Origin of the sequence: Paenibacillus sp. ALJ109b (assembly GCF_010747435.1) — a bacterium.
In the GTDB taxonomy this organism is placed as follows: Bacteria; Bacillota; Bacilli; order Paenibacillales; family Paenibacillaceae; genus Paenibacillus; species Paenibacillus taichungensis.
On sequence record NZ_JAAIFP010000001.1, the window covers coordinates 281,505 to 301,238 of the forward strand.

The 19,734-nt window shown below is 45.7% G+C and carries 19 protein-coding genes; 5 read left to right on the forward strand and 14 right to left on the reverse strand.

Going from position 1 to position 19,734, the window contains the following annotated elements; all coding sequences use genetic code 11:
- Window positions 1–13 precede the first annotated feature (13 nt).
- The 4 genes from opuFB to G3352_RS01125 all read right to left on the reverse strand — a co-directional run bounded on the left by opuFB (window position 14) and on the right by G3352_RS01125 (window position 4,363).
- Window positions 14–1,528 (reverse strand): osmoprotectant update ABC transporter permease/substrate-binding subunit OpuFB, encoded by a 1,515-nt coding sequence (opuFB, locus tag G3352_RS01110; RefSeq protein WP_163753088.1) that lies wholly within the window; start codon window positions 1,526–1,528, stop codon window positions 14–16.
- Window positions 1,525–2,562: an ABC transporter ATP-binding protein gene (locus tag G3352_RS01115; protein WP_163753089.1), complete on the reverse strand. Its 1,038-nt coding sequence runs from the start codon at window positions 2,560–2,562 to the stop codon at window positions 1,525–1,527. Before G3352_RS01115 ends, opuFB begins: the two co-directional genes overlap by 4 nt.
- Window positions 2,563–2,797: 235 nt before the next feature.
- Window positions 2,798–3,646, reverse strand: coding sequence for an NmrA family NAD(P)-binding protein (locus G3352_RS01120; RefSeq protein WP_163753348.1), 849 nt, complete (start codon window positions 3,644–3,646; stop codon window positions 2,798–2,800).
- Between the two features lie 132 nt (window positions 3,647–3,778).
- The gene (locus G3352_RS01125) at window positions 3,779–4,363 is read right to left on the reverse strand and encodes a TetR/AcrR family transcriptional regulator (RefSeq protein ID WP_163753090.1); all 585 of its coding nucleotides are present in this window, start codon (window positions 4,361–4,363) and stop codon (window positions 3,779–3,781) included.
- 167 nt (window positions 4,364–4,530) lie between these two features.
- Here G3352_RS01125 and G3352_RS01130 point away from each other — a divergent pair, with 167 nt between their 5' ends.
- Both G3352_RS01130 and G3352_RS01135 read left to right on the forward strand, forming a co-directional pair.
- A complete protein-coding gene (locus G3352_RS01130) occupies window positions 4,531–4,893 on the forward strand; it encodes an iron-sulfur cluster biosynthesis family protein (protein ID WP_163753091.1) in 363 nt (120 codons plus the stop codon).
- Between the two features lie 246 nt (window positions 4,894–5,139).
- Entirely contained in the window at window positions 5,140–5,916 is a 777-nt protein-coding gene (locus tag G3352_RS01135; RefSeq protein WP_163753092.1) for a M15 family metallopeptidase, read from the forward strand.
- A gap of 168 nt (window positions 5,917–6,084) precedes the next feature.
- Here the strand turns inward: G3352_RS01135 and G3352_RS01140 are convergent, their stop codons facing one another.
- Window positions 6,085–6,324: a hypothetical protein gene (locus G3352_RS01140; protein WP_240342876.1), complete on the reverse strand. Its 240-nt coding sequence runs from the start codon at window positions 6,322–6,324 to the stop codon at window positions 6,085–6,087.
- Window positions 6,325–6,454: 130 nt separating this feature from the next.
- Here G3352_RS01140 and G3352_RS01145 point away from each other — a divergent pair, with 130 nt between their 5' ends.
- A complete protein-coding gene (locus G3352_RS01145) occupies window positions 6,455–7,087 on the forward strand; it encodes a nitroreductase family protein (RefSeq protein ID WP_163753093.1) in 633 nt (210 codons plus the stop codon).
- A 38-nt stretch (window positions 7,088–7,125) separates the two neighbouring features.
- Here the strand turns inward: G3352_RS01145 and G3352_RS01150 are convergent, their stop codons facing one another.
- On the reverse strand, window positions 7,126–8,160 hold the full coding sequence (locus tag G3352_RS01150; protein WP_163753094.1) for a leucine-rich repeat domain-containing protein: 1,035 nt from the start codon (window positions 8,158–8,160) through the stop codon (window positions 7,126–7,128).
- A gap of 238 nt (window positions 8,161–8,398) precedes the next feature.
- Here G3352_RS01150 and G3352_RS01155 point away from each other — a divergent pair, with 238 nt between their 5' ends.
- A complete protein-coding gene (locus tag G3352_RS01155; protein WP_163753095.1) occupies window positions 8,399–8,863 on the forward strand; it encodes an AraC family transcriptional regulator in 465 nt (154 codons plus the stop codon).
- 94 nt (window positions 8,864–8,957) lie between these two features.
- Here the strand turns inward: G3352_RS01155 and G3352_RS01160 are convergent, their stop codons facing one another.
- The 3 genes from G3352_RS01160 to G3352_RS01170 all read right to left on the reverse strand — a co-directional run bounded on the left by G3352_RS01160 (window position 8,958) and on the right by G3352_RS01170 (window position 13,194).
- Window positions 8,958–10,202, reverse strand: a complete 1,245-nt coding sequence (locus tag G3352_RS01160; RefSeq protein WP_163753096.1) for an aminopeptidase — start codon at window positions 10,200–10,202, stop codon at window positions 8,958–8,960.
- A 101-nt stretch (window positions 10,203–10,303) separates the two neighbouring features.
- Window positions 10,304–11,914 carry an acyl-CoA synthetase MbcS gene (gene mbcS, locus G3352_RS01165; protein WP_163753097.1) on the reverse strand — a complete coding sequence of 537 codons (1,611 nt, stop codon included), beginning with the start codon at window positions 11,912–11,914 and terminating at the stop codon, window positions 10,304–10,306.
- A gap of 275 nt (window positions 11,915–12,189) precedes the next feature.
- The gene (locus G3352_RS01170) at window positions 12,190–13,194 is read right to left on the reverse strand and encodes an aldo/keto reductase (protein WP_163753352.1); all 1,005 of its coding nucleotides are present in this window, start codon (window positions 13,192–13,194) and stop codon (window positions 12,190–12,192) included.
- A 203-nt stretch (window positions 13,195–13,397) separates the two neighbouring features.
- On the opposite strand from G3352_RS01170, the gene G3352_RS01175 reads away from it, so the two are divergent.
- Complete coding sequence (locus G3352_RS01175) at window positions 13,398–14,243, forward strand: AraC family transcriptional regulator (protein WP_163753098.1); 846 nt, start codon at window positions 13,398–13,400, stop codon at window positions 14,241–14,243.
- 86 nt (window positions 14,244–14,329) lie between these two features.
- On the opposite strand, the gene G3352_RS01180 is transcribed toward G3352_RS01175, so the two are convergent.
- The 5 genes from G3352_RS01180 to G3352_RS01200 form a co-directional block, all read right to left on the reverse strand.
- Window positions 14,330–14,728, reverse strand: a complete 399-nt coding sequence (locus tag G3352_RS01180; RefSeq protein ID WP_163753099.1) for an Asp23/Gls24 family envelope stress response protein — start codon at window positions 14,726–14,728, stop codon at window positions 14,330–14,332.
- A gap of 33 nt (window positions 14,729–14,761) precedes the next feature.
- Window positions 14,762–15,841, reverse strand: a complete 1,080-nt coding sequence (locus G3352_RS01185; protein WP_163753100.1) for an AI-2E family transporter — start codon at window positions 15,839–15,841, stop codon at window positions 14,762–14,764.
- Between the two features lie 100 nt (window positions 15,842–15,941).
- Window positions 15,942–17,393, reverse strand: coding sequence for a sensor histidine kinase (locus tag G3352_RS01190; protein ID WP_163753101.1), 1,452 nt, complete (start codon window positions 17,391–17,393; stop codon window positions 15,942–15,944).
- A complete protein-coding gene (locus tag G3352_RS01195) occupies window positions 17,371–18,078 on the reverse strand; it encodes a response regulator transcription factor (protein WP_163753102.1) in 708 nt (235 codons plus the stop codon). Before G3352_RS01195 ends, G3352_RS01190 begins: the two co-directional genes overlap by 23 nt.
- Window positions 18,079–18,298: 220 nt before the next feature.
- Complete coding sequence (locus tag G3352_RS01200) at window positions 18,299–19,726, reverse strand: 4-hydroxyphenylacetate 3-hydroxylase family protein (protein WP_205524664.1); 1,428 nt, start codon at window positions 19,724–19,726, stop codon at window positions 18,299–18,301.
- Window positions 19,727–19,734: the final 8 nt, after the last annotated feature.

The window sequence follows — 19,734 nt, forward strand, 5'->3', positions numbered from 1 at the left end:
CCGTGAATATAAGCTATAATAACCCTGCTTTTTGCAGATAATCCGTTGCCACTTGTTCTGGAATCGCTCCATTAACGTTCACTTCGTAATTCATTTGACGCATCTCATCGTCCGTGATCCGGCCTGCAAGTTGATTCAGTACCTCCATCAGCTGCGGATATTGGTCTGCCGTTTCCTTGCGGAGCATCGGCGCTCCCTGATATGGCGGGAACAATTCCTGATCATCCTCCAACACAACGAGTTTATACTGTCTCAGTTCACTGTCTGTGGAGTAAGCATCCAGCAAATTGATATCTCCACGCTGAACGGCTGAATAACGCAGTTTCGGTTCCATTGTGGCTACGTTCGGGAATTTGATGCCATACTTCTTCTGAATACCAACATATCCGTCTTCCCGGTCAGAGAATTCCAGTGTGAATCCTGCCTTGATCTGTTGCTGTACCGACTTTAGATCCGATATGGTCTTCAGATTATACTGATCGGCAACCTTCTGAGGCACAGCCAACGTATACGTATTGTTGTAATCCATCGGGTTCAGAAGAACCATATTGAATTGGCTCAACATCCCGTCTCTTGCCTGTTCATACACTTCTGTGCGATCAGTGCTAAATGCGGTTTCCTTCATAAATTCAGATATGGCGGTACCCGTAAATTCCGGATAAATATCAATATCACCTGATTTCAGTGCATTGAACAGAAATGTGGTTTTACCCAATCCTGGTTTCAATTCAACCTTCAGATCGGTATCTTTTTCAATGAGCAATTTGTACATATTAATCAAAATCTCCGGTTCGGCACCCAGCTTTCCAGCAATAACCAGATCTTTTTGCCCTCCACGGGAGAGCCAAGGAATCGTGATTACCAGAACGGCCACTAGAGCGAGCGTTCCGAGAGTGACCAGCGTTTTCTTGAACGATAAACGTTGGAACTGGCGGAGCAGCACATCAAACAAAATGGCAAGTAATGCGGCTGGGATGGCTCCCAGAATAATCAATGCAGTATCATTTCGATCAATACCAAGCAAAATGAGTTCACCCAGACCCCCTGCACCAATCAGGGCCGCAAGCGTTGCTGTACCTACAATAAGAACCATTGCGGTACGAATACCTGCCATAATGACAGGCATGGCGAGTGGCAGCTCCACTTTGGTCAGACGTTGACGGCTGTTCATGCCCATCGCATTCGCTGCCTCGACCATCGAAGGATCGACTTCCGATATACCCGTATACGTGTTGCGGAGTACCGGAAGCAGCGCGTACACAACTAGCGCAATAATCGCAGGAAGTGTCCCAATGCCGAATAACGGAATGAGCAATCCGAGAAGGGCCAGGGACGGGATCGTTTGCAATACGGCTGTTACCCCAATAATCGGCTCAGCCACTCTTGGCTTGCGTGTCAGGTAAATGCCAAGCGGGATTGCGATCAGAACGGCAAAGAACAATGCGATAAATGAGATCTGAATATGCTCAAGGAGAGCGGATAATAACTGTCCTTTGCGCTCACTGAACACCTCTGTAAATTTACTCATGCTTCACCTCGTTCCTGCAACTGCCCGGACCAGTACTGGATCAGATCGGCTCGACTGACCTGGCCTATAATCTGGTGGTCCTTCTCGACCAGTAAATGATCATGAGATGCCATGATTTCCACAAAATCCGGCAGCGTAATCGATACGGGAACAGCCGTTTTGGCCGACTTCGGCACATGCCCAGGTGAGAGCGGTGACATGATCGATTCAAGATCAAATATAGAAATCAGTCGCTCTTGTTCGCCGGAGGCCGTTTGTAATTCATACAGCGGGTCGCCCCCACCAGATACAGGCTGTGAACTCCTATCCGGACCAGAACTACCGACAAAGTCACGTACAAATTCATTGGCTGGCAGCTGGATTAGTTCTTCCGGGGTGCCTACCTGTAACACTTGCCCATCCTTCATGATGCAGATACGATCGCCCAGCTTCATCGCTTCCTGAATATCATGGGTAACAAACACAATCGTCTTCTTCATCTGACGCTGAATATCCAGAATATCGTCCTGTAATTTCTCACGGCTCATCGGGTCAAGTGCACTGAACGGTTCATCCATCAGTACAATTTCGGGATCGGCAGCGAGTGCGCGCAATACACCGATTCTCTGTTGTTGTCCACCAGATAGCTCAGCAGGCTTGCGATCACTGTATGTGGTACCTTTCAGTCCGACCATGTCCAGCAAAGTATGTACGCGCTCCTTGATTTGCTCTGACTTCCACTTTCGGAGTTCAGGAACAACCGCAATATTTTCGGCAATTGTCATATGTGGGAACAGTGCAATCTGTTGCAGCACATATCCGATATTCCATCGCAATTCATGAATGTTATATTCATCGATAGGCCGTTCATTAATTCGGACGGTCCCATCTGTCCGCTCAATCAGGCGATTGATCATTTTGAGCATTGTGGTTTTGCCGCAACCGCTCGGACCAATCATGACGAACAGCTCTCCCTTATTAATGTTGAGATTAACCTGACGCAGAGCATGGGTTCCATCAGGGTATTGCTTGGATACATTTTCGAACTGAATCATCCGTTCTCTTCTCTCCTTTTATCAAACATTCATTCTCATCTATTTCCCCAAAAGCGTACACATATAATCACCGTACTGGATTGGGGTATTGTTGGTACTGTAGAAATTGGAATGGGAACGGATACCTCTAAAGGTTGAACAATCAGCAAAAAAGACGGGCCTTCCGGCACCGTCTTCTTATTATTCAGCAGAATTTGCTTCCAATAATTTTATAAAAATCTTTCTATGATTCCCCTCATTGCATATGCTGCCTAATAAATTGCTCCAGAGAAACCGGGCTTTGACCTGTGACTTTAAGTACCGTCTCCGTCGTTTGATCTTCTCTTCCTTCCTCCCGGATGAATACATCTAGTCCTGCCAGAACCGTGGCGTAATCTTCCGACATCCCCCCCTGAATCATGCTATTCCTCAATTCTTCATCAGACAATGATTCATGCTGTATGGATTGATTCAGTAAACGACTGAACATGCCAGCAACTTGCCCATAAGACAATGTCTCCGGACCCGTAATGATATGAGCTGTATTATGGGGGACAACATCTGTCAGAGCATAGAAGGCAACTGCTGCGATATCATCTGCGCTGACAAAACCAATTTTACCCTCACCAGCAGCACTGTAGATTTTACCCAACTGCTTCATCGTCTCCCGATGCGGTCCCTCTGTAAAGTTCTCCATAAAATAGGAAGGCCGTAGTACAGTCCACTCAGGAGCAAGCTCCTTCAAGCTTTGATGCACTTTACCAAATATAGGTCCGTCTTCATCAACGGAAGCACTGCCAAGCAAGACGAATCGTTTAACGCCGCTCCATAACGCTTCCTTGATGAACGGAATCATTACGGCTTCCGGGTGCATTTCCATGACCGGCACGACAAGGTACACTTGATCCACATTTTTCAGCGCTGGACCATAAGTGGTTGAATCGTACCAATCAAAAAAGACGTAGTTGTCGGCAGAATCAGAAGAAGCTGGTTTCTTTCTCCCTGCCAGACGCACCGGATAGTGGTGCTTCTGAAGTATGGCCGCAACGCGGCTTCCTGTCTTTCCATTCGCTCCTGTAATCAGTGTTAAAGGTTTATCGTTGATCATTTTCACTTCCTCCTTCGGTTTGCTCTGTGTTCATTTTTCAGACTGATCAGTCTAGAATGGTGAAAAAATAAACGCCCTAAGCGTTCATTTTCAGAAATCCAACAAAGAATCCTTGCTCATATACTGCCATTAATTCAATACCCTTAGTGTTGTACGCACTAGCTCCTGCAGCACCTCTGTACTAGCACCGCTCTTGGCGGTGAAGGTCAATGACAGGCGGGAATAATTCAGAAAACGGGAAATACCGGGCAATTCATCCTCGGCATGGTTAAATTCACTGTTTCTATGCCCACGGATAAGCGCCGCAAGAAAAGTATCTTCCATTTGCTTGTTGCTCGCTTGAATAAAGTCTGCAATCTCATGATTTTGGGGTGCTTGTTCGACGGCGCTATTGATAATAAAACATTCATTGCGACGCTCCTCGTCCGTCAATACATTAACGGCTTCGTTGAAAAGCTGTTCCATCCCCTGCCTTACACTCGTGCATTCATTCAACAGCTGAATACTCGCCTCTGTTTTCTGCTGAATATAAAATTTAAGGGCAGAGACAAATAAATCATGCTTGGTTCCATAAGTGTCATACAAACTTTGACGTGCAATACCAAGCTCATTCAGCAGTACAGTCAACGAAGTACCTTCATAACCATAGGCTCCAAATACAGCCGTGGCTTTTCTTAGAACACTTTCGGTGTCAAATTCCTTGGCTCTTCCCAATTTCAGACCTCACCTCCCGCTGGATTAAGTCAAGAATACACTTTTCCAGACTGATCAGTCAAGAAAATAAATGCTTTGATTTTTGCCAAAATGGTATAATGACAGTAGAAGTTGAATTAATCCATTTACCATTACGATCATGCCAACATATAAAGGAGTGTAGCGATATGCATATTCAAATTACAGATTTGGCTGCTGCGCGATTAACTGAAAGCCTGAATGATGAGCCCGGTTATTTCAAAGTGATCTATGACATGGAAGGTTGTGGCTGTAACGGAATTATCGCCATACTTATCGTGGACGAACCCGAAGCTCTGGATGTACAAATTGAAACCAATCTGGTGCCATTCTATGTCGATCCGAAACAACAGTTAAACCTGGAGCAGCACATGAAGCTGGACACGGAACTCAACTATCCTTCCTTCAAACTAAGCAGTGATTCCGGTATACTCAGCAGCAATGTCCGTGTTCGGGATGACCGCGCAGTGGCTGCTGGAAGCTCCGGAAATTCTGTTTCATGCGAGCTGTAATTCAAAAGTTTGTGGCTGAAATAATGAGCATTTGATTCGCCTATCTATGTATACAGAAAGACTTTGCACAAAAGGTGCAGAGTCTTTTTTTGTGCTCTTTTTCTCGTCAGACAATTAAAAGCTATGAATCTCGCAAACTTTGTTTACAACTCGGAAACAATTGGAGAACCTATGGATATAATCCTCTAGTATACTCGGTATATAGCAAAGCACGAGATTGATATAACCCGAGGAGGAACACACATCATGAAATCTTTTACACGTAAATCCATCGTATCCACGATACTTATAGGTTCTGTCGTAGCAGGCTCAGCATTCACAACGCTGCCCTTCACTAAGGAACTGAATCCGGTCGCATCTGCTGCCAGCTCCAGCTTCACTCAATTCCTGCACGATAATGCACCTGGACGCACAATCAAAACGAGCAGCAGTGGCCTGGCAACGGTAACGAATCTATCAAGCACGGTTGTGCTAGTGAATAAAAAGAGAAACTTGCCTTCAACCTATGCCCCTCAGGATCTGGTTGTTCCTAACATCCCATTTAGCTTCTCCGGCTCCAGTCCGAAAAAGCAAATGCGTAAAGTAGCTGCCACAGCAATCGAGAACTTGTTCGCAGCAGCGAAAAAAGACGGCATTGATATCAAAGCCGTGTCTGGTTATCGCTCTTATACTACCCAAAAATCCATTTTTGACCGTAATGCAAGTATCAAAGGCGAAGCTGTTGCCAATAAAACCAGTGCTCGTCCTGGACAAAGTGAACATCAGACGGGTCTTGCGATGGATATCTCCAGTGCATCAGCGGGATATGATTTGCAACAAAGCTTTGGAAACACCAAAGAAGGCAAATGGCTGAAAGCCAATGCACATAAATACGGATTTATCATTCGTTATGGCAAAGATCAGGAGAAACTGACAGGCTACTCTTATGAGCCATGGCATGTGCGTTATGTTGGCGTGTATATCGCTGGGGAAATTACGAGCCAGAATCTTACACTTGAACAGTACCTGGAGCGCGCCAAATAAACACAAGGAATCTGTACGTCAAAAAAGTTCGTTCCGCTCTTACGACATAGTATGTAAAAGGCAAACTGAACTATACAGGATTGGGCCCGGTATCGGGCCTTTCACTCCTGCATTACATTTACACCTACATAACCAATCAGCAATTAACACTCTGTCATAGTTTATAGTTTAAGGACCTACAATTTTCCTGAAAACGACTGGCAGCCTCTTCACACTTTCCGTTCCGGCCCAGGAACCAACGCCAGCAAGAAGTGCATTATGAAACAGATAAAGCGCAACATTGTAAGCGAGGGTACCCAATACCATCTCCACCACCAAAAAACGTTTCAACGTGGAGGATTCGATGACGTATACCTGAAATTCATTTCTCAACTTTCCAGCCCTGTACCTTGTGATGAATGTTTTCATGAATCACCTCTTCTGTTTTATTTTATCGTATGGCAGGCAGATCTTGTCTTATTCAAAAATAATACTTACATAAAGTAACTTAGTGTGTTATAGTCAGTTTATAAATCATACATAAGCGAGGGAAACTACCATGAGTGAATTGGAGAATCTAGTCAAAAACCGTAGATCTGCCGTTATTTTTGAAGAAGGAATTGAGATTCCAGAGTCGGAATTGCAAGAAATGTTTGCCTTGAACAAATTCGCACCTTCCGCCTTTAACCTCCAGCATACACACTATCTTGTGCTAACGGACCCGGCTCAGAAAGAAAAAGTCTATGAGGCTTCACAGCAATATAAAGTTAAAACCGCCTCAGCGGTCATTGTTGTCCTCGGAGATGTCAACGCACATCATCACATCCGCACAATCAATGAGGGCCTGCTGAACCTTGGAGCGCTTACTCCGTTTCAATACGAGCAAGAATCCCAGAGCGTTCTCGAATTTTACGAAACGCGCGGAAGGTTCTTCCAGAGGGAAGATGCAATTCGTAATGCCAGCCTGTCAGCGATGCAATTGATGCTAATCGCTCAGGATCGTGGTTGGGACACCTGCCCCATGATTGGCTTCGACGCTGAAGAGTTGCAACGTAGCTTGGATATTCCCGACCATTATGTACCTGCCATGCTGATTACAATTGGCAAAAAGTCGGAAGCCAAACAACGTCCGCGCGGATACCGCAAACCGATTAACGAGTATGTCAGCTTCAACAAAATGCATGCCGAATAACTAAAAGTTATAAACAAAAAAGCCACGTTCTCGTGGCTTTAATACGTTTCATAGATAAGCGCATCAGAAATTTCCAATTTTTCGTTAAACGAAGCATACAGATAGAGCCGTCCAGCAGGTGTATCACCCGCATCATAACCTATTCTGAAGCAGCCACCTTCCTCAAATACTACGTCAACCAGTATCAATCCATTTACATCCTCGTCCGGATGGGCCTTCCCTATAACCTGAAGCGTTCGTTCACATAATTCGTCGAACTGTTTCCAGGCCTCCTCGATCACTGGAGACAACTGGTCCATAGCTACTTTTGTAGAAGCATCGGTAGTAACGACCAGATCTTGTCCCTTGTACGTCAAGGTAGCTGTATAGTATGACATCGAAACATCATATTGAAAGATTCCTACCCCCGGAACGCTAATGTCCGGTTCAATAATCAGGTTGTTCCCAAACTGGATTCTATCCAATCTGGAGTGGAGCGCAGAATCCAGCTCGGTTAGTTTATTTTCTGAACAATAAAGCTCTTGAAGATGCTCGTTCTGACTGAGGTCCAACTTCGAGATGTGGTTATTAAAACATCGTACACTTTCCAATTTCGGATTATTACACGTATCCAGTTCGGTTAGATGATTATGATTGCACCGGATTTCCAGCAAGTTCATGCAGCTTGAGACATCCAGATGTGATATGTAATTGTTGGAGCACTCGAGCCGTTCCAGCAGCTTATTGTGATGCAGTTCGAGCGTAAAAAATGCGTTATAGCTACAGCTAAGTTCCTTCAAAGAAGGATTATGATCCAGATTCAATCTCGACAGCATATTCCAATGGCACTCCAGCTTCACAAGCTTGGGGTTGTTACTTACATCCAAAGCTCGAAGTCGGTTAAAGCTGCAATCCAGCTCTTCCAGCATACTGAAGTGTTCTAATCCCGCCAGACTGGAAAGATTTTGATTCGCAAGTGACAGTGATGTTACGGTATCGATATCGCTTGACTGAATGGTTCCTCGATTATCGCAGAAATGCACCAGCACCCATTGCTTAAAAAGTTCGTCCGTAAAATCTCGGGTGATATCCATTAAAATCTTCTCCCCCCAACTCTCTGCTACGTTTCCAAATGTCATGATTATATCTTCAATTCTAAGTGTTTGCTGATGTGGAAACAAGAATACCACAAGTCCTACTTACCCATTACCACTGAAAATAGACTTAAAGTCCTACGATCTCTCTTTTCCCAAAAATACTTATGAATATTTTTTTATACCATGATAGCATTCGAGATGTAACCCATAATCGTAACGAAAGGAATGAACATCAATGGAATTCCACATCGAAAACCTGCCAACCTCCCGAATTGCTTATGTACGACAAGTGGGTCCGTATGGTCCTGCTAACAGTCACGCGATGGAAACATTAAAGACCTGGGCAAGATCCAAAAGCCTGCTTACAAGGTCGACCATCTTGTTCGGCATTCCGCAGGATAACCCGGAAACCACCCTCCCCTCTCAATGCAGGTATGATGCTTGTATTGTCATATCAGAGGATTACTGCCTGGATGAGTCGACTCCCCAACTTGAAGAAGCTGAACTTCCTGGCGGGCAATATCTGGTTTGCAAAGTCAAACACACAGCAGAAGATGTGAAACAAGCCTGGACCGAGATTTTCCCGTATTTGCAGAGCAATGGTTGTATCATGGACAACAAACCCATTATGGAAAGGTATGCGGGTGATCTGCTTCTTCTGGATTTTTGTGAAATATGTGTACCCGTTAAGCCGCTATAAATCATTCATAGTTGTTGTGGATGCCAAAAACAACAAAAGCGACTTCAACGTTGAAGTCGCTTTTGTTTATAACTTATTGCCTTGTTTTCACCAATTAAAATGCCCAGTTCCCTTTGCGGAATACAGGTTCCACCGTACCATCCTGCAACTCACCATCAATGTCGAGCTCTGCAGATCCGATCATAAAGTCCACATGGGTCAGACTGACGTTGCATTCATGTTTCAGCAATTCCTCGTTAGACATCGTCGTACCATCTTTCATGTTGAACGGGTATGCACTTCCTACGGCCAGATGGCAGGATGCATTCTCGTCAATACCGGTATTATAGAAAATACGATTCAAGTTGGAGATTGGCGAATCATGCGGCACGAGGGCAACTTCGCCAAGATAACGTGCACCTTCATCGGTGGCAAACAGGTTTTTCAGATGCTCTTCACCCGAAGCTGCTGTAAACGCAACAACCTGTCCATCCTTGAACGTAATTCTCATCTGGTCTACAAGTTGTCCATTCAGGTTCAGCGGCATCGTGCTGCTGACAAATCCGTTGACTCCACTGCGCTTCGGCATGGTAAATACTTCTTCTGTCGGCATGTTCGCAACGGTATACACACCTTGCTTGTTTTCGCTACCGCCGCCACCCCAGATGTGGTTGTTCACCAGCTCAATTTTCAAATCCGTTCCGGGTGCACGGTAGTGCAGGCTTTTATAATTTTTCTTGTTCAGCAAATCACTCATGGCATTCAGGGTGTCCAGATGTTTTTTCCAGTTCTGAATAGCGTCTCCACCATCGACACGGTTCATTTTGAAGATGGTTTCCCACATCACGTTAATGCGATCTTCCTCTGGAATGTCGGCAAACACTTTGTTCGCCCACGCCTTGGTTGGCGCTTTGATCAGACACCAGCTAATTTCGTGGTTACGCGTATATTTCGAATATCCGCGACGTGCATGAGCCGCCGCTTTGGTTGCACGCGACACGTTGTCGGAATTGATGCCTTTGTACAATTCAGGGTCAGGTACTTTGATCGTGAGGGTAGCGCCGCCTGCTTCTGCAAACTTCTCCATCATTTCCGCTTTCCAGGCCGGGTAATAATCGAAGCTGTCATCAGACCCATGTTCAAAACGACTGCGTGTAATGTCGTCATCATCAAAATCAACCTGTACATACTTGGCGCCAGCTGCATACGCTTTTTGTACGACCAGACGGGTGAATTCCAATGTTTCGATGGGTGCCGTGACGAGCAGATCCTGTCCTTTCTGAATATTTACGCCGACTTTGACAACCAGCTCTGCGTATTGTTCCAACGATTTTTCAAAGGTTTGTTCAAAATTACTCATGGTTGTGTTCACTCCTGTTTCATATTTGAATGTTCAGAATCGATTCCTTCCCTTTCACTACTTATGCTGATATTTCCAACTATTTGTTTACACGCAATCATTTAAGCCTTGCGTTTTTCCTGCTCACGCAGCTCGATCCGGCGGATTTTACCTGAGTTTGTTTTTGGCAGATCGGCTACAAACTCGATTTTGCGTGGATATTTGTAGGGTGCTGTCCATTCCTTCACATGCTTTTGCAGTTCACGCGCAAGTTCCGGTGATGCGAGAGACTCGTCTCTCAGCACTACAAATGCTTTCACTATGTTACCACGGATCTCATCAGGACTTGCTACGACCGCACATTCCTTCACGCTGGCGTGTTTCATCAGCGCTTCTTCCACCTCAAACGGTCCAATCGTGTAACCTGAGCTGATGATGATATCATCACTGCGGCCTTCAAACCAGAAGTAGCCTTCTTCGTCTTTACGTGCGCGGTCACCTGTTACAAAATAATCCCCACGCTGATTCGCTTCCTTCCGTCCCTCATCCTGATAATAAGCACGGAACAAGGCTGGCATATCCTTATGCACAGCAATATCTCCTACTTCACCAGCAGGTACAGGTTGTCCCTCTTCATTGACGATCTCAATAAGGCCTGGTGTAATGGACTGCCCCATAGAACCGATTCGTACGGGAGCCTCTTTTAAACTGCCGATCAGCAGCGTGCTCTCGGTTTGTCCATATCCGTCCCGAATCGTCAGGTCAAAGTGACGCTGGAAAATTTCAATTACTTCCTGATTCAACGGCTCACCAGCAGACACGGCGCTACGCAGTGCGGACAGATCATGGTGACCCAGATCATCTGCTTTGGCCATTAACCGATATTCCGTTGGCGTACAGCACAAGACGTTGATCTGATGCTCCTGCAACAATTCCAGATAACGTTTCGGTTGGAATGATCCATTATAAACCAGCCCGGTCGCCCCTCTTCCGAGTACAGACAGGAACGGACTCCAGATCCATTTTTGCCATCCCGGTGCTGCCGTTGCCCATACCGTATCCGAAGGCTGAATATCCAGCCATAACGATGAAGCGATCCGCAAATGGGCATACCCCCAACCATGACTATGTACTACGCCTTTTGGATTGCCAGTCGTACCGGAGGTATAAGCAAGAATAGCCATATCGTCACGATGTGTTTCCACCGCAGCCATCGTATCGGATTGGCCTTGCATTAACTGGTGTACATTGACCCAGCCTTCTCCAGGTACGCTATCATCACCATTTGGTGATGCAACGATGCGGTGTGCCAATGCTGGCAGATCTGCATCTATCTTTTCAACTTCAGCAGTCGTCTCAGACCAGACAATGACAGCCCGGGCATCGGAATGCCGAAGACGATACTCCAGATCTTTCGCACGCAGCATTTCGGAAGAAGGAATAACAGCAATGCCCAGTTTCAGGCAGGCAATGTATATAACATAGGCAATAATTCGGCGTGGTACCATGACCAGCACCCGGTCGCCCTTCTCCAAACCAAGATCACGCAAGCCTCCAGCAAGACGATTTGCCTGCTTCAATAACTCACCATAAGTGATCTCTTCCAATTCTTTATGATCGCTTAGCCATCTAAGTGCAACCCGATCCGACGGGTGATTCTCCATCTCGGATGTCAGGTTATAGGTTTCAGGCGAAATCCACTGTTGAAAATTCAAATGGAGCCTCTCCTTCATATTTCAAATGTATAGCATCTATATATTATACCCTAAATCCTAGGACCTGGTGCTATGATATGAAATAGTTTAAGAAAAAAATAAACACAGGTCAATTAGAACGACGCTTTATAAGGTCTATCTCTACATATAAAGAATGATAAGTAAGACAAAAAAGGTGTCCTCCCGACTACAGGAAGACACCTTAGTTATCCCAACATATCTAGAAAATATAGATTGATTTAATCATTGTAGACATGACTCTGAATCTCCAAAGTCGATCTCTGCGTTACAATCTACCAAGCATAGTTTCCGATGCCATCCAAGATGCTTTCGATTTCACTCAGCTCTTCTGTCGTCAGATCTGGTGCCTGAAGTGCGGCTACGTTTTCTTCGATCTGGGACACACGGCTTGCGCCGATCAGAGCGGAAGTAACTCGGTTGCTACGCAAAATCCAGTTCAGCGCCAACTGGGAGATCGTTTGACCTCTAAGTTCGGCAACCGCCTGAAGTGCTTCGAACTTGGCGATCCGTTCGTCCGTATAGGCTTCTTTTTTCAGATTACCTGTTGGATTGGCGCGCTCTTCCTTGATCTTGTCCACATATTTATTCGTCAACTGTCCCCGGCCAAGCGGACAGAATGCGATCGATCCTACGCCGTGCTCATCCAGCACATCCTGCAATCCATCCTCAATCCAGCGATTCAGCATCGAATAGTTTGGCTGGTGAACCAGACAAGGTGTTCCGAGACGACGCAAAATAGTAACTGCTTCGTTGGTCTGTTCGGCATCATAGTTGGACAAGCCTACATACAGAGCTTTACCCTGTCTAACGATATGATCCAGCGCAGTCATCGTTTCTTCGAGCGGTGTCTCCGGATCTGGACGGTGATGATAGAAAATATCTACGTAATCCAGTCCCATCCGGCTGAGACTTTGGTCCAGACTGGCAATGAGGTTTTTGCGGGAACCCCATTCGCCGTATGGACCGTTCCACATATGATAACCTGCCTTAGTCGAGATGAGCAGTTCGTCGCGATAAGGACGCAGATGTTTTTTGAGAATGACACCAAAATTCTCTTCGGCTGATCCTGGAGGTGGTCCATAGTTGTTGGCCAAGTCGAAATGGTTAATCCCCAGATCGAATGCGCGCAGGATCATCTCTTCCTGAATATCCAGGGTGCGGTTTCCACCGAAGTTCTGCCATAAGCCTAGTGCTATTTGCGGCAGCTTAATTCCGGTTTTTCCAGAGCGGGCATATTTCATTTCACTGTATCGTTGTTCACTCGCAGTATAAGGCATCGTTAATCTCTCTTTTCCTGTAAAAGTTGTTGAATACCCTTTCATCTTAGACACTTTCCATGTAAAACGATATGGCATTTCACTACAACGATATGGAAAAATGATTGGTATCTTCATCAAATGATATTTATAAAACGATTCCTTTTCACCTTTTATATGTTAAAATGCAAGGTATAACGACCTCATAACAGGAGTGAATAGCCTTGATTACGTATATGTGCAAAAACAATCACTTTCAGGAGCTGCAGCTCCTTCATTACGGCACAGAAGCTTGCGCACCTGGTCACCACTTCGGCCCGGCCATGCGGGATTATTACAAAATCCATTACATTTTGGACGGCAAAGGCACCTTCGAAGTCGGGGGCAAAAAGGTTACGCTGCACAAAGGCCAGGGGTTCCTCATCGTGCCCCATTCTATTGTTCATTATGAAGCAGATCAGAATGATCCATGGGAGTATAGCTGGGTTGCTTTCCAAGGGAGCACCTGCCCTTCGTTATTACAGCAGGCTTGTCTGTCTGAGCATCATCCGATCTTTGAGATAGGCAATGACGATGACGAGATGCGCTCCTGTCTGCACCGCATGATTAGCTCTCGCAACACTCATAAGGGATGGGAGATCAGCATGACGGGATTGCTCTTTCAGTTTTTCTCCATTTTAATTGATGGAGCCGGTGAGGACAGACCTATTCCGCTCCAGGACTATACGAAAGAAACCTATGTCACTCAGGTGATGGATTTCATTGAGATTAATTATGCCAATACCATAACCGTACAGTCCATTGCGTCCCATGTTGGCTTGCAGCGCAGTTACTTGTGCTCCCTTTTCAAAGACAAGATGGGCACCAGCATTCAGTCTTATTTGGTCAATTACCGCATGCGCAGGGCAGCTGAGCTGACGCTGGACCCGGCTTTGACCATTGGGGATATCTCCCGTTCCGTTGGATATGCCGACCAGCTGCTTTTCTCGAAAATGTTCAAAAAAGTTATGGGCGAAGCCCCTACGTATTATCGCAAACACAAAACAGCACCTTCCCATTTATGCAGCTAATGGGAAAGTGCTGTTTTGTATTTTTACACAGGATATCACTACCTGCTTATGACTGGATTCCATTCGTTCGTTCTGCTCGTTCTGCTTTAAACTTGCTCCTGCATGGTCACGCCTACCACTTGAACTTTAATTTCATTCACCATAATGCCTGTTAATTGCTCGACAGCTTGCTGCACATTATGTTGAAGTTCCTGACAGACTTCATGCATCTTTTTGCCAAATTGAACATTGATTCGCAGTTGGATAGATGCCTGGTCATCTTTGATCGCAACGTCAATCCCTTTTTGCAAGCTCTTTCCGCTGATGCTCTTGGCGATTCCTTCAGTAAGACCAACAGACATGGAGGATATTCCCTCTGTAGTTTGAGCGGCCATGCCGACAATTTTGGATACTACATCATTGGAAATATGAATGGAGCCCATTTGAACAGATTGTGGCTCAATATACTCAGGTTCAGTGTATGGTTGTGGGATGATTTCAGACATGATTTCCACTCCTTCTATATCATTTATAAATGTTTAAGCATTCTGCCATTTGTCCTTGAAGAATAGCTGATAGATTCGAACCAAAATAATTTTAACGATCATGTAGACAGGGATGATAATCAGAATGGCAATAATGCCGCCCAGGTCCCCTGCACCCAGCACCAATATAATGGTGGTAAGTGGATGAATATCGAGTTTTTTGCCGAATACATACGGTGCAACCAGATTATCCTGAATTTGCTGTGCTACCAGAATAATAATGAGTGACCAGATTGCAACCGAAGGGGATACCACGAGTCCCATGATTACAATAGGAACCGAGGACAGAATCGCCCCGATAAACGGAACAAAGTTCATAATGACCGCAATTACGGTTAACAGCAGTGCATACGGGAGACCAATGATCAGGAAACCGATATACATCAGCACGCCCAAAGCCAGATTCACGAGAACTCGTCCCACGATAAAGCCGCTTAACGCCTGATCGATCTCTAGTACCACATCACGACTGTCTTTTTGGAAGCGTTTAGGTGCAATGTGCACCAGCTTACGACCGAATTTCTCTCCCTGCTTCAACATGTAGAACAAAATGATCGGGAAGGTGAACAGAACAATCGCAAAGCTTGAGATGAGTGAGAAGAATCCACTCACATAGTTTGTTACAAAGGTAAAACCTTTGTTAATGTAATCCGTAATCTGCGAAAACGGGGTCGATCCTTCCGGGAACATAGCCGTAATGACACCGTTCTGTTCCAGCTCTTTAAGCTGCATACTCAGTGAATTGATCAGATTTGGAGCGTTTTCTACCAGGTTGATCAACTGCTCGCGTAGGGAAGGCCATAGTCCTATAATAAACAGGGCGAACAGTATACCAAACACCAGATAGATCAACAAAATGCTAAGTGTGCGGTTCAGCTTCTTTTTTTCCATGTAATTGACGAGTGGCCGCAGCAGATAATAAAAGAATACGGACAACATCATCGGCACGGTAATCACCGTAATCATGGTAACAAGCGGTTGGAAAATAAAGCTGACACGTGATAACAGATAGATATTAATCAGTATCAGTGCCAGTGCAATACTGAAACGTACAAACGAATTTACTTTGAACAAAAAGTTTCCCCTCCACTTAACCTTTTCTATATGAGCATTTTGCAAATGGTGATCAGAATGACAAAATGTTTATATCAACCTTATCCTTTATGTCGGTCCTTTATTTCGGAATCTGTATAGTGAACACCGTCGTCTCCCGTCCACGCCGGGAAAGTGTTAATCGCCCACCCATTTTCTCGGTGTTCCGCCGCGCAATTGCCAGTCCAAGCCCGGTACCCCCGGTTCCCGTACGAGCCTCATCCCCACGTACAAATGGATCAAAAATGGTTGCCCACAACTCTTGAGGGATACCCACACCGGTATCAGCAACCTCGATAACTACATGGTTGTCCAGTGGGATTAACTCCACACGCAGCTCCGTCCCCCGCGGGTTGTAGGACAAGGCATTTGTAATCAGGTTCTGAATCACTCTGGACAACAGCTCCGGATCATACCTCGCATAAATCTCTTCATCAGGAACGAGCACATGCAGGCCAAAGTGGTTCTGCTCAATCTCACCATACGTATCAGCCATAATCTCACGTACAAATTCGCCGATTTCCCGCTGTTGAATATGCATACGGAAGTCAGGTGAATCCACTTTGAGCAATTCCAGCATGTTCTGAATCATGCGCGCGACCTGAACGGACTTGTTGTAGATATATCCCAGATATCGCTGCTGCCTGTCCTTATCTTCCCCCCGCCCTTCCACCAAAGCCTGGGCGTATCCTTGAATACTCGTAATAGGGGTCTTGAGATCATGCGACAGATCCACAATTAATCGCTGTTTGCTCTCTTCGGCATAACGTTTCTCCGCAGATGTATTTTCAATGACGTCCGCCATATAATTGAAGGTTTCTCCAATCTGGACAAATTCCCTCTCTGCCGAGATGGACATGCGTGTACTATAATTCCCCTGGATCATCTGGGTAAGACCTAGAGAGAGAATACTCAGCGGCTTTTTGATTCGACGGGCGACCCAGTAGCTGTATACAAATATCAGCAGCAAGACCAATCCGATCCCGATCATAATGTAGAATGATAACGGATGCTTCAAATTGGTAATCAGCTGATTATCATTAATTCGTACACTGACTAAGTCACGCGGAATCTTCAGCAAAACGTACTTTGCAGCTCCCTCTGTTGAAAGCGTACTAATGGAGTAATAGTAAGGCTGTTCATTTCGGTTTTCGAGTCCTGCATATAGCTCAGCTTCACTGTATTGAGTGAACGTATCCTGCTTGTCCCCGATATAACGAATGACCCTCCGCTCCGCATCCAGCACTTCAATCCATCCCCCACTGTCCTTGAGACGCTGAATCTCGGTATTATTGGCCTCATCGGAGCTACCGGACAGCCACTCGTTCTCCAGTTCTGTCACATACACATGTGCCTCCACATTCAGATCAGGATCCACCACCTGATCCGAAATGCGGAAATCGACCACATCCAGATTAATGATAATGTACACGATGGCTACCAGTAACAACAAAAAGAAGTTAAACAGCAAAAAGTCCAGTGTCAGGGACGTTTGCAATAGTCTCTTTTCTCTAGCTTTCCATGGGCGCTTCAATTTTGTATCCCAGTCCCCTTATCGTTTTTAAATATTCCGGTTGCCTGGAGTCGCGCTCGATCTTTTCCCGAATGTTACTGATATGTACCATTATCGTGCTGTCCTCGTGAGCGTAATAATCTCCCCAGACGGCTTCATATATTTTTTTACGGGTGAAGACACGGCCTGGCTGCTCAAGCAGAAGCTCCACGATTTTGTACTCTGTTGAGGTCAATGTCACAGGTTTATCCGAGCGAAAAAGGATACATTGGGATCGATCAAGTCTAAGCTCACCCAGCAAAAGATTTAACTCTTTAGCAGCAGGCATGTCAGGTGCATCAAATTGATTGACTCTTCTGAGCAAAGCTTCCACTCTGGCGACAATTTCCAAAGGATTGAAAGGTTTGGAGATGTAGTCGTCAGCACCCAATCCGAGTCCAAGGATTTTATCATGATCCTGACTTTTGGCCGACAGGAAAAGAACAGGCATATGGTGTGTGGACCTGATTTGTTTGATCAACTGGAGTCCATCCATTACAGGCATCATAATATCCAGTATGACCAGATCAATCTGAGTTGAACGGATACACTCTAGTGCTTCTACTCCATTAACGGCTGTCACAATGTTGTAGTCCTTCTCGAGGTACAGCTGAAGCAGTTCCACAATTTCGGGTTCGTCATCTGCAATTAATAGTGTGTATCTCATGCGAATCCTCTCATTCCTATTTCAATAAATTCAGTTTTCATTCAAATTCGTATCCGTACATTCCATTTGTTATTGTTCATATGTCTATACGTTACTACTATATACTACGTCTCTTAAATCAATCTAAACCATTTCTAAAGATAACCTAAATAAAAAGCCCGGGCATCAGGCCAGAGCTTCAAATATAAAGCTAAAATAAGTAAAGTTTCAGTACCATTCATCACTTGCTACGTAACCAGGGTTCAACCCGGGCATATAATCGTTCCTTATCATATTGCACATACTGACTCGCCCGATTGCGTACCGGGTCACCGGCATAGAAACGTTCATACAGATCATGTCTGGCTCCCAGCGGACTTCCTGTCAGCTCCCAGGCGAGCTGGAATAACCGAATCTTCTCTGGTGCCTGCATCGTTACGCCTCCAAGATACTTGTTCATCATGGGGCTGATACTTCCTTCGAGCTCCAGCTTCCCGGAAGGGATCTGAATAAGGCCACCTGCGGCAATAGTCTTCAAAATCTCAACAGCGCGTGGGTAATAATAGTTCCCCAGATTACGGGCTGTTTCGATATATTTAAATGCTGGTAGCCAGTTCCCATGAATATCGGGCGCAGCTTGTGCCTCCGAGGCAATGATAAGTCCTTCGATCGTATGCATCTGGCTGATCATCTCCCCAAGCTGTTCCTGTACGCTCAGGAAGGAGTCCACTCCAATCTCCTTCGCAATGGAAGATGTGATGGCAGTAATGAATTCCAGCTTCGAATGCAGCCGAATAATGCTCTGATGGTAAGCCAGACTGGAGGATGCCACGTTGCAGCGAATCTGCCATACCGCTTCCGGATTGTTGTGCAGCAGTACACGCTCCCAAGGTACAAATACGTCGTCAAAAAATAATACAGCATCCATCTCATCATACTGATTACTGAGCGGATGAGCAGTATCTGAATCTAATGTTGCAAAAGATTCTCTACATACCATATGTAATCCTGGACTTCCTGCTGCCACAATAACCATATGCGCCAATTCCGGGCGATGTCCAGGAATGCGCTGAATCGGATATGCAATGATATCGTCCGCATATGGAGCAGCAGTCGCCACCATCTTCGCCCCACGGAGGACAACGCCCTCTGTATTGGTACGAATGATTTGAAGCATCGCATCTTCATCTTCCCCTACAGGCAGAGCACGATTAATTTGCGGGTCACGCTGGACAATGGTCAGGAAGGCATCATTCCGTTTTGCCTCATCATAATAGGCAGCGATTTTACCTCCATATGCCGGGTCATATGCAGCCATCGCATCCCGTGTGGCGTACCATCCGGTCAGGCGGGATCGGGCGTAATCCGAGAGACGGCTCATTACCCCGTAGGTGCGATCAGACCACAATCGAAAAGCTGCCGCCCTGCTGCTGATCTCCTGAGCATTGCGGGGTACTCGAAAAGCCTGGTGTACATATCCGTTCGTCTGCTCATCCCAATAAGCCACTGTTTCTCTCGTGTCCGAGCCATCCACCAGATTGAACAGACTTTCAATCGTTTGTAAAGTTCCCCGGAAGGCAGAATGCTCTGTTACGCGAATACGTTCTCCATCCAGCCATACATTCCGTTCATCGTTCAACCGTTGCAGATAAGCTTGTCCACGGGACATCGTTATGC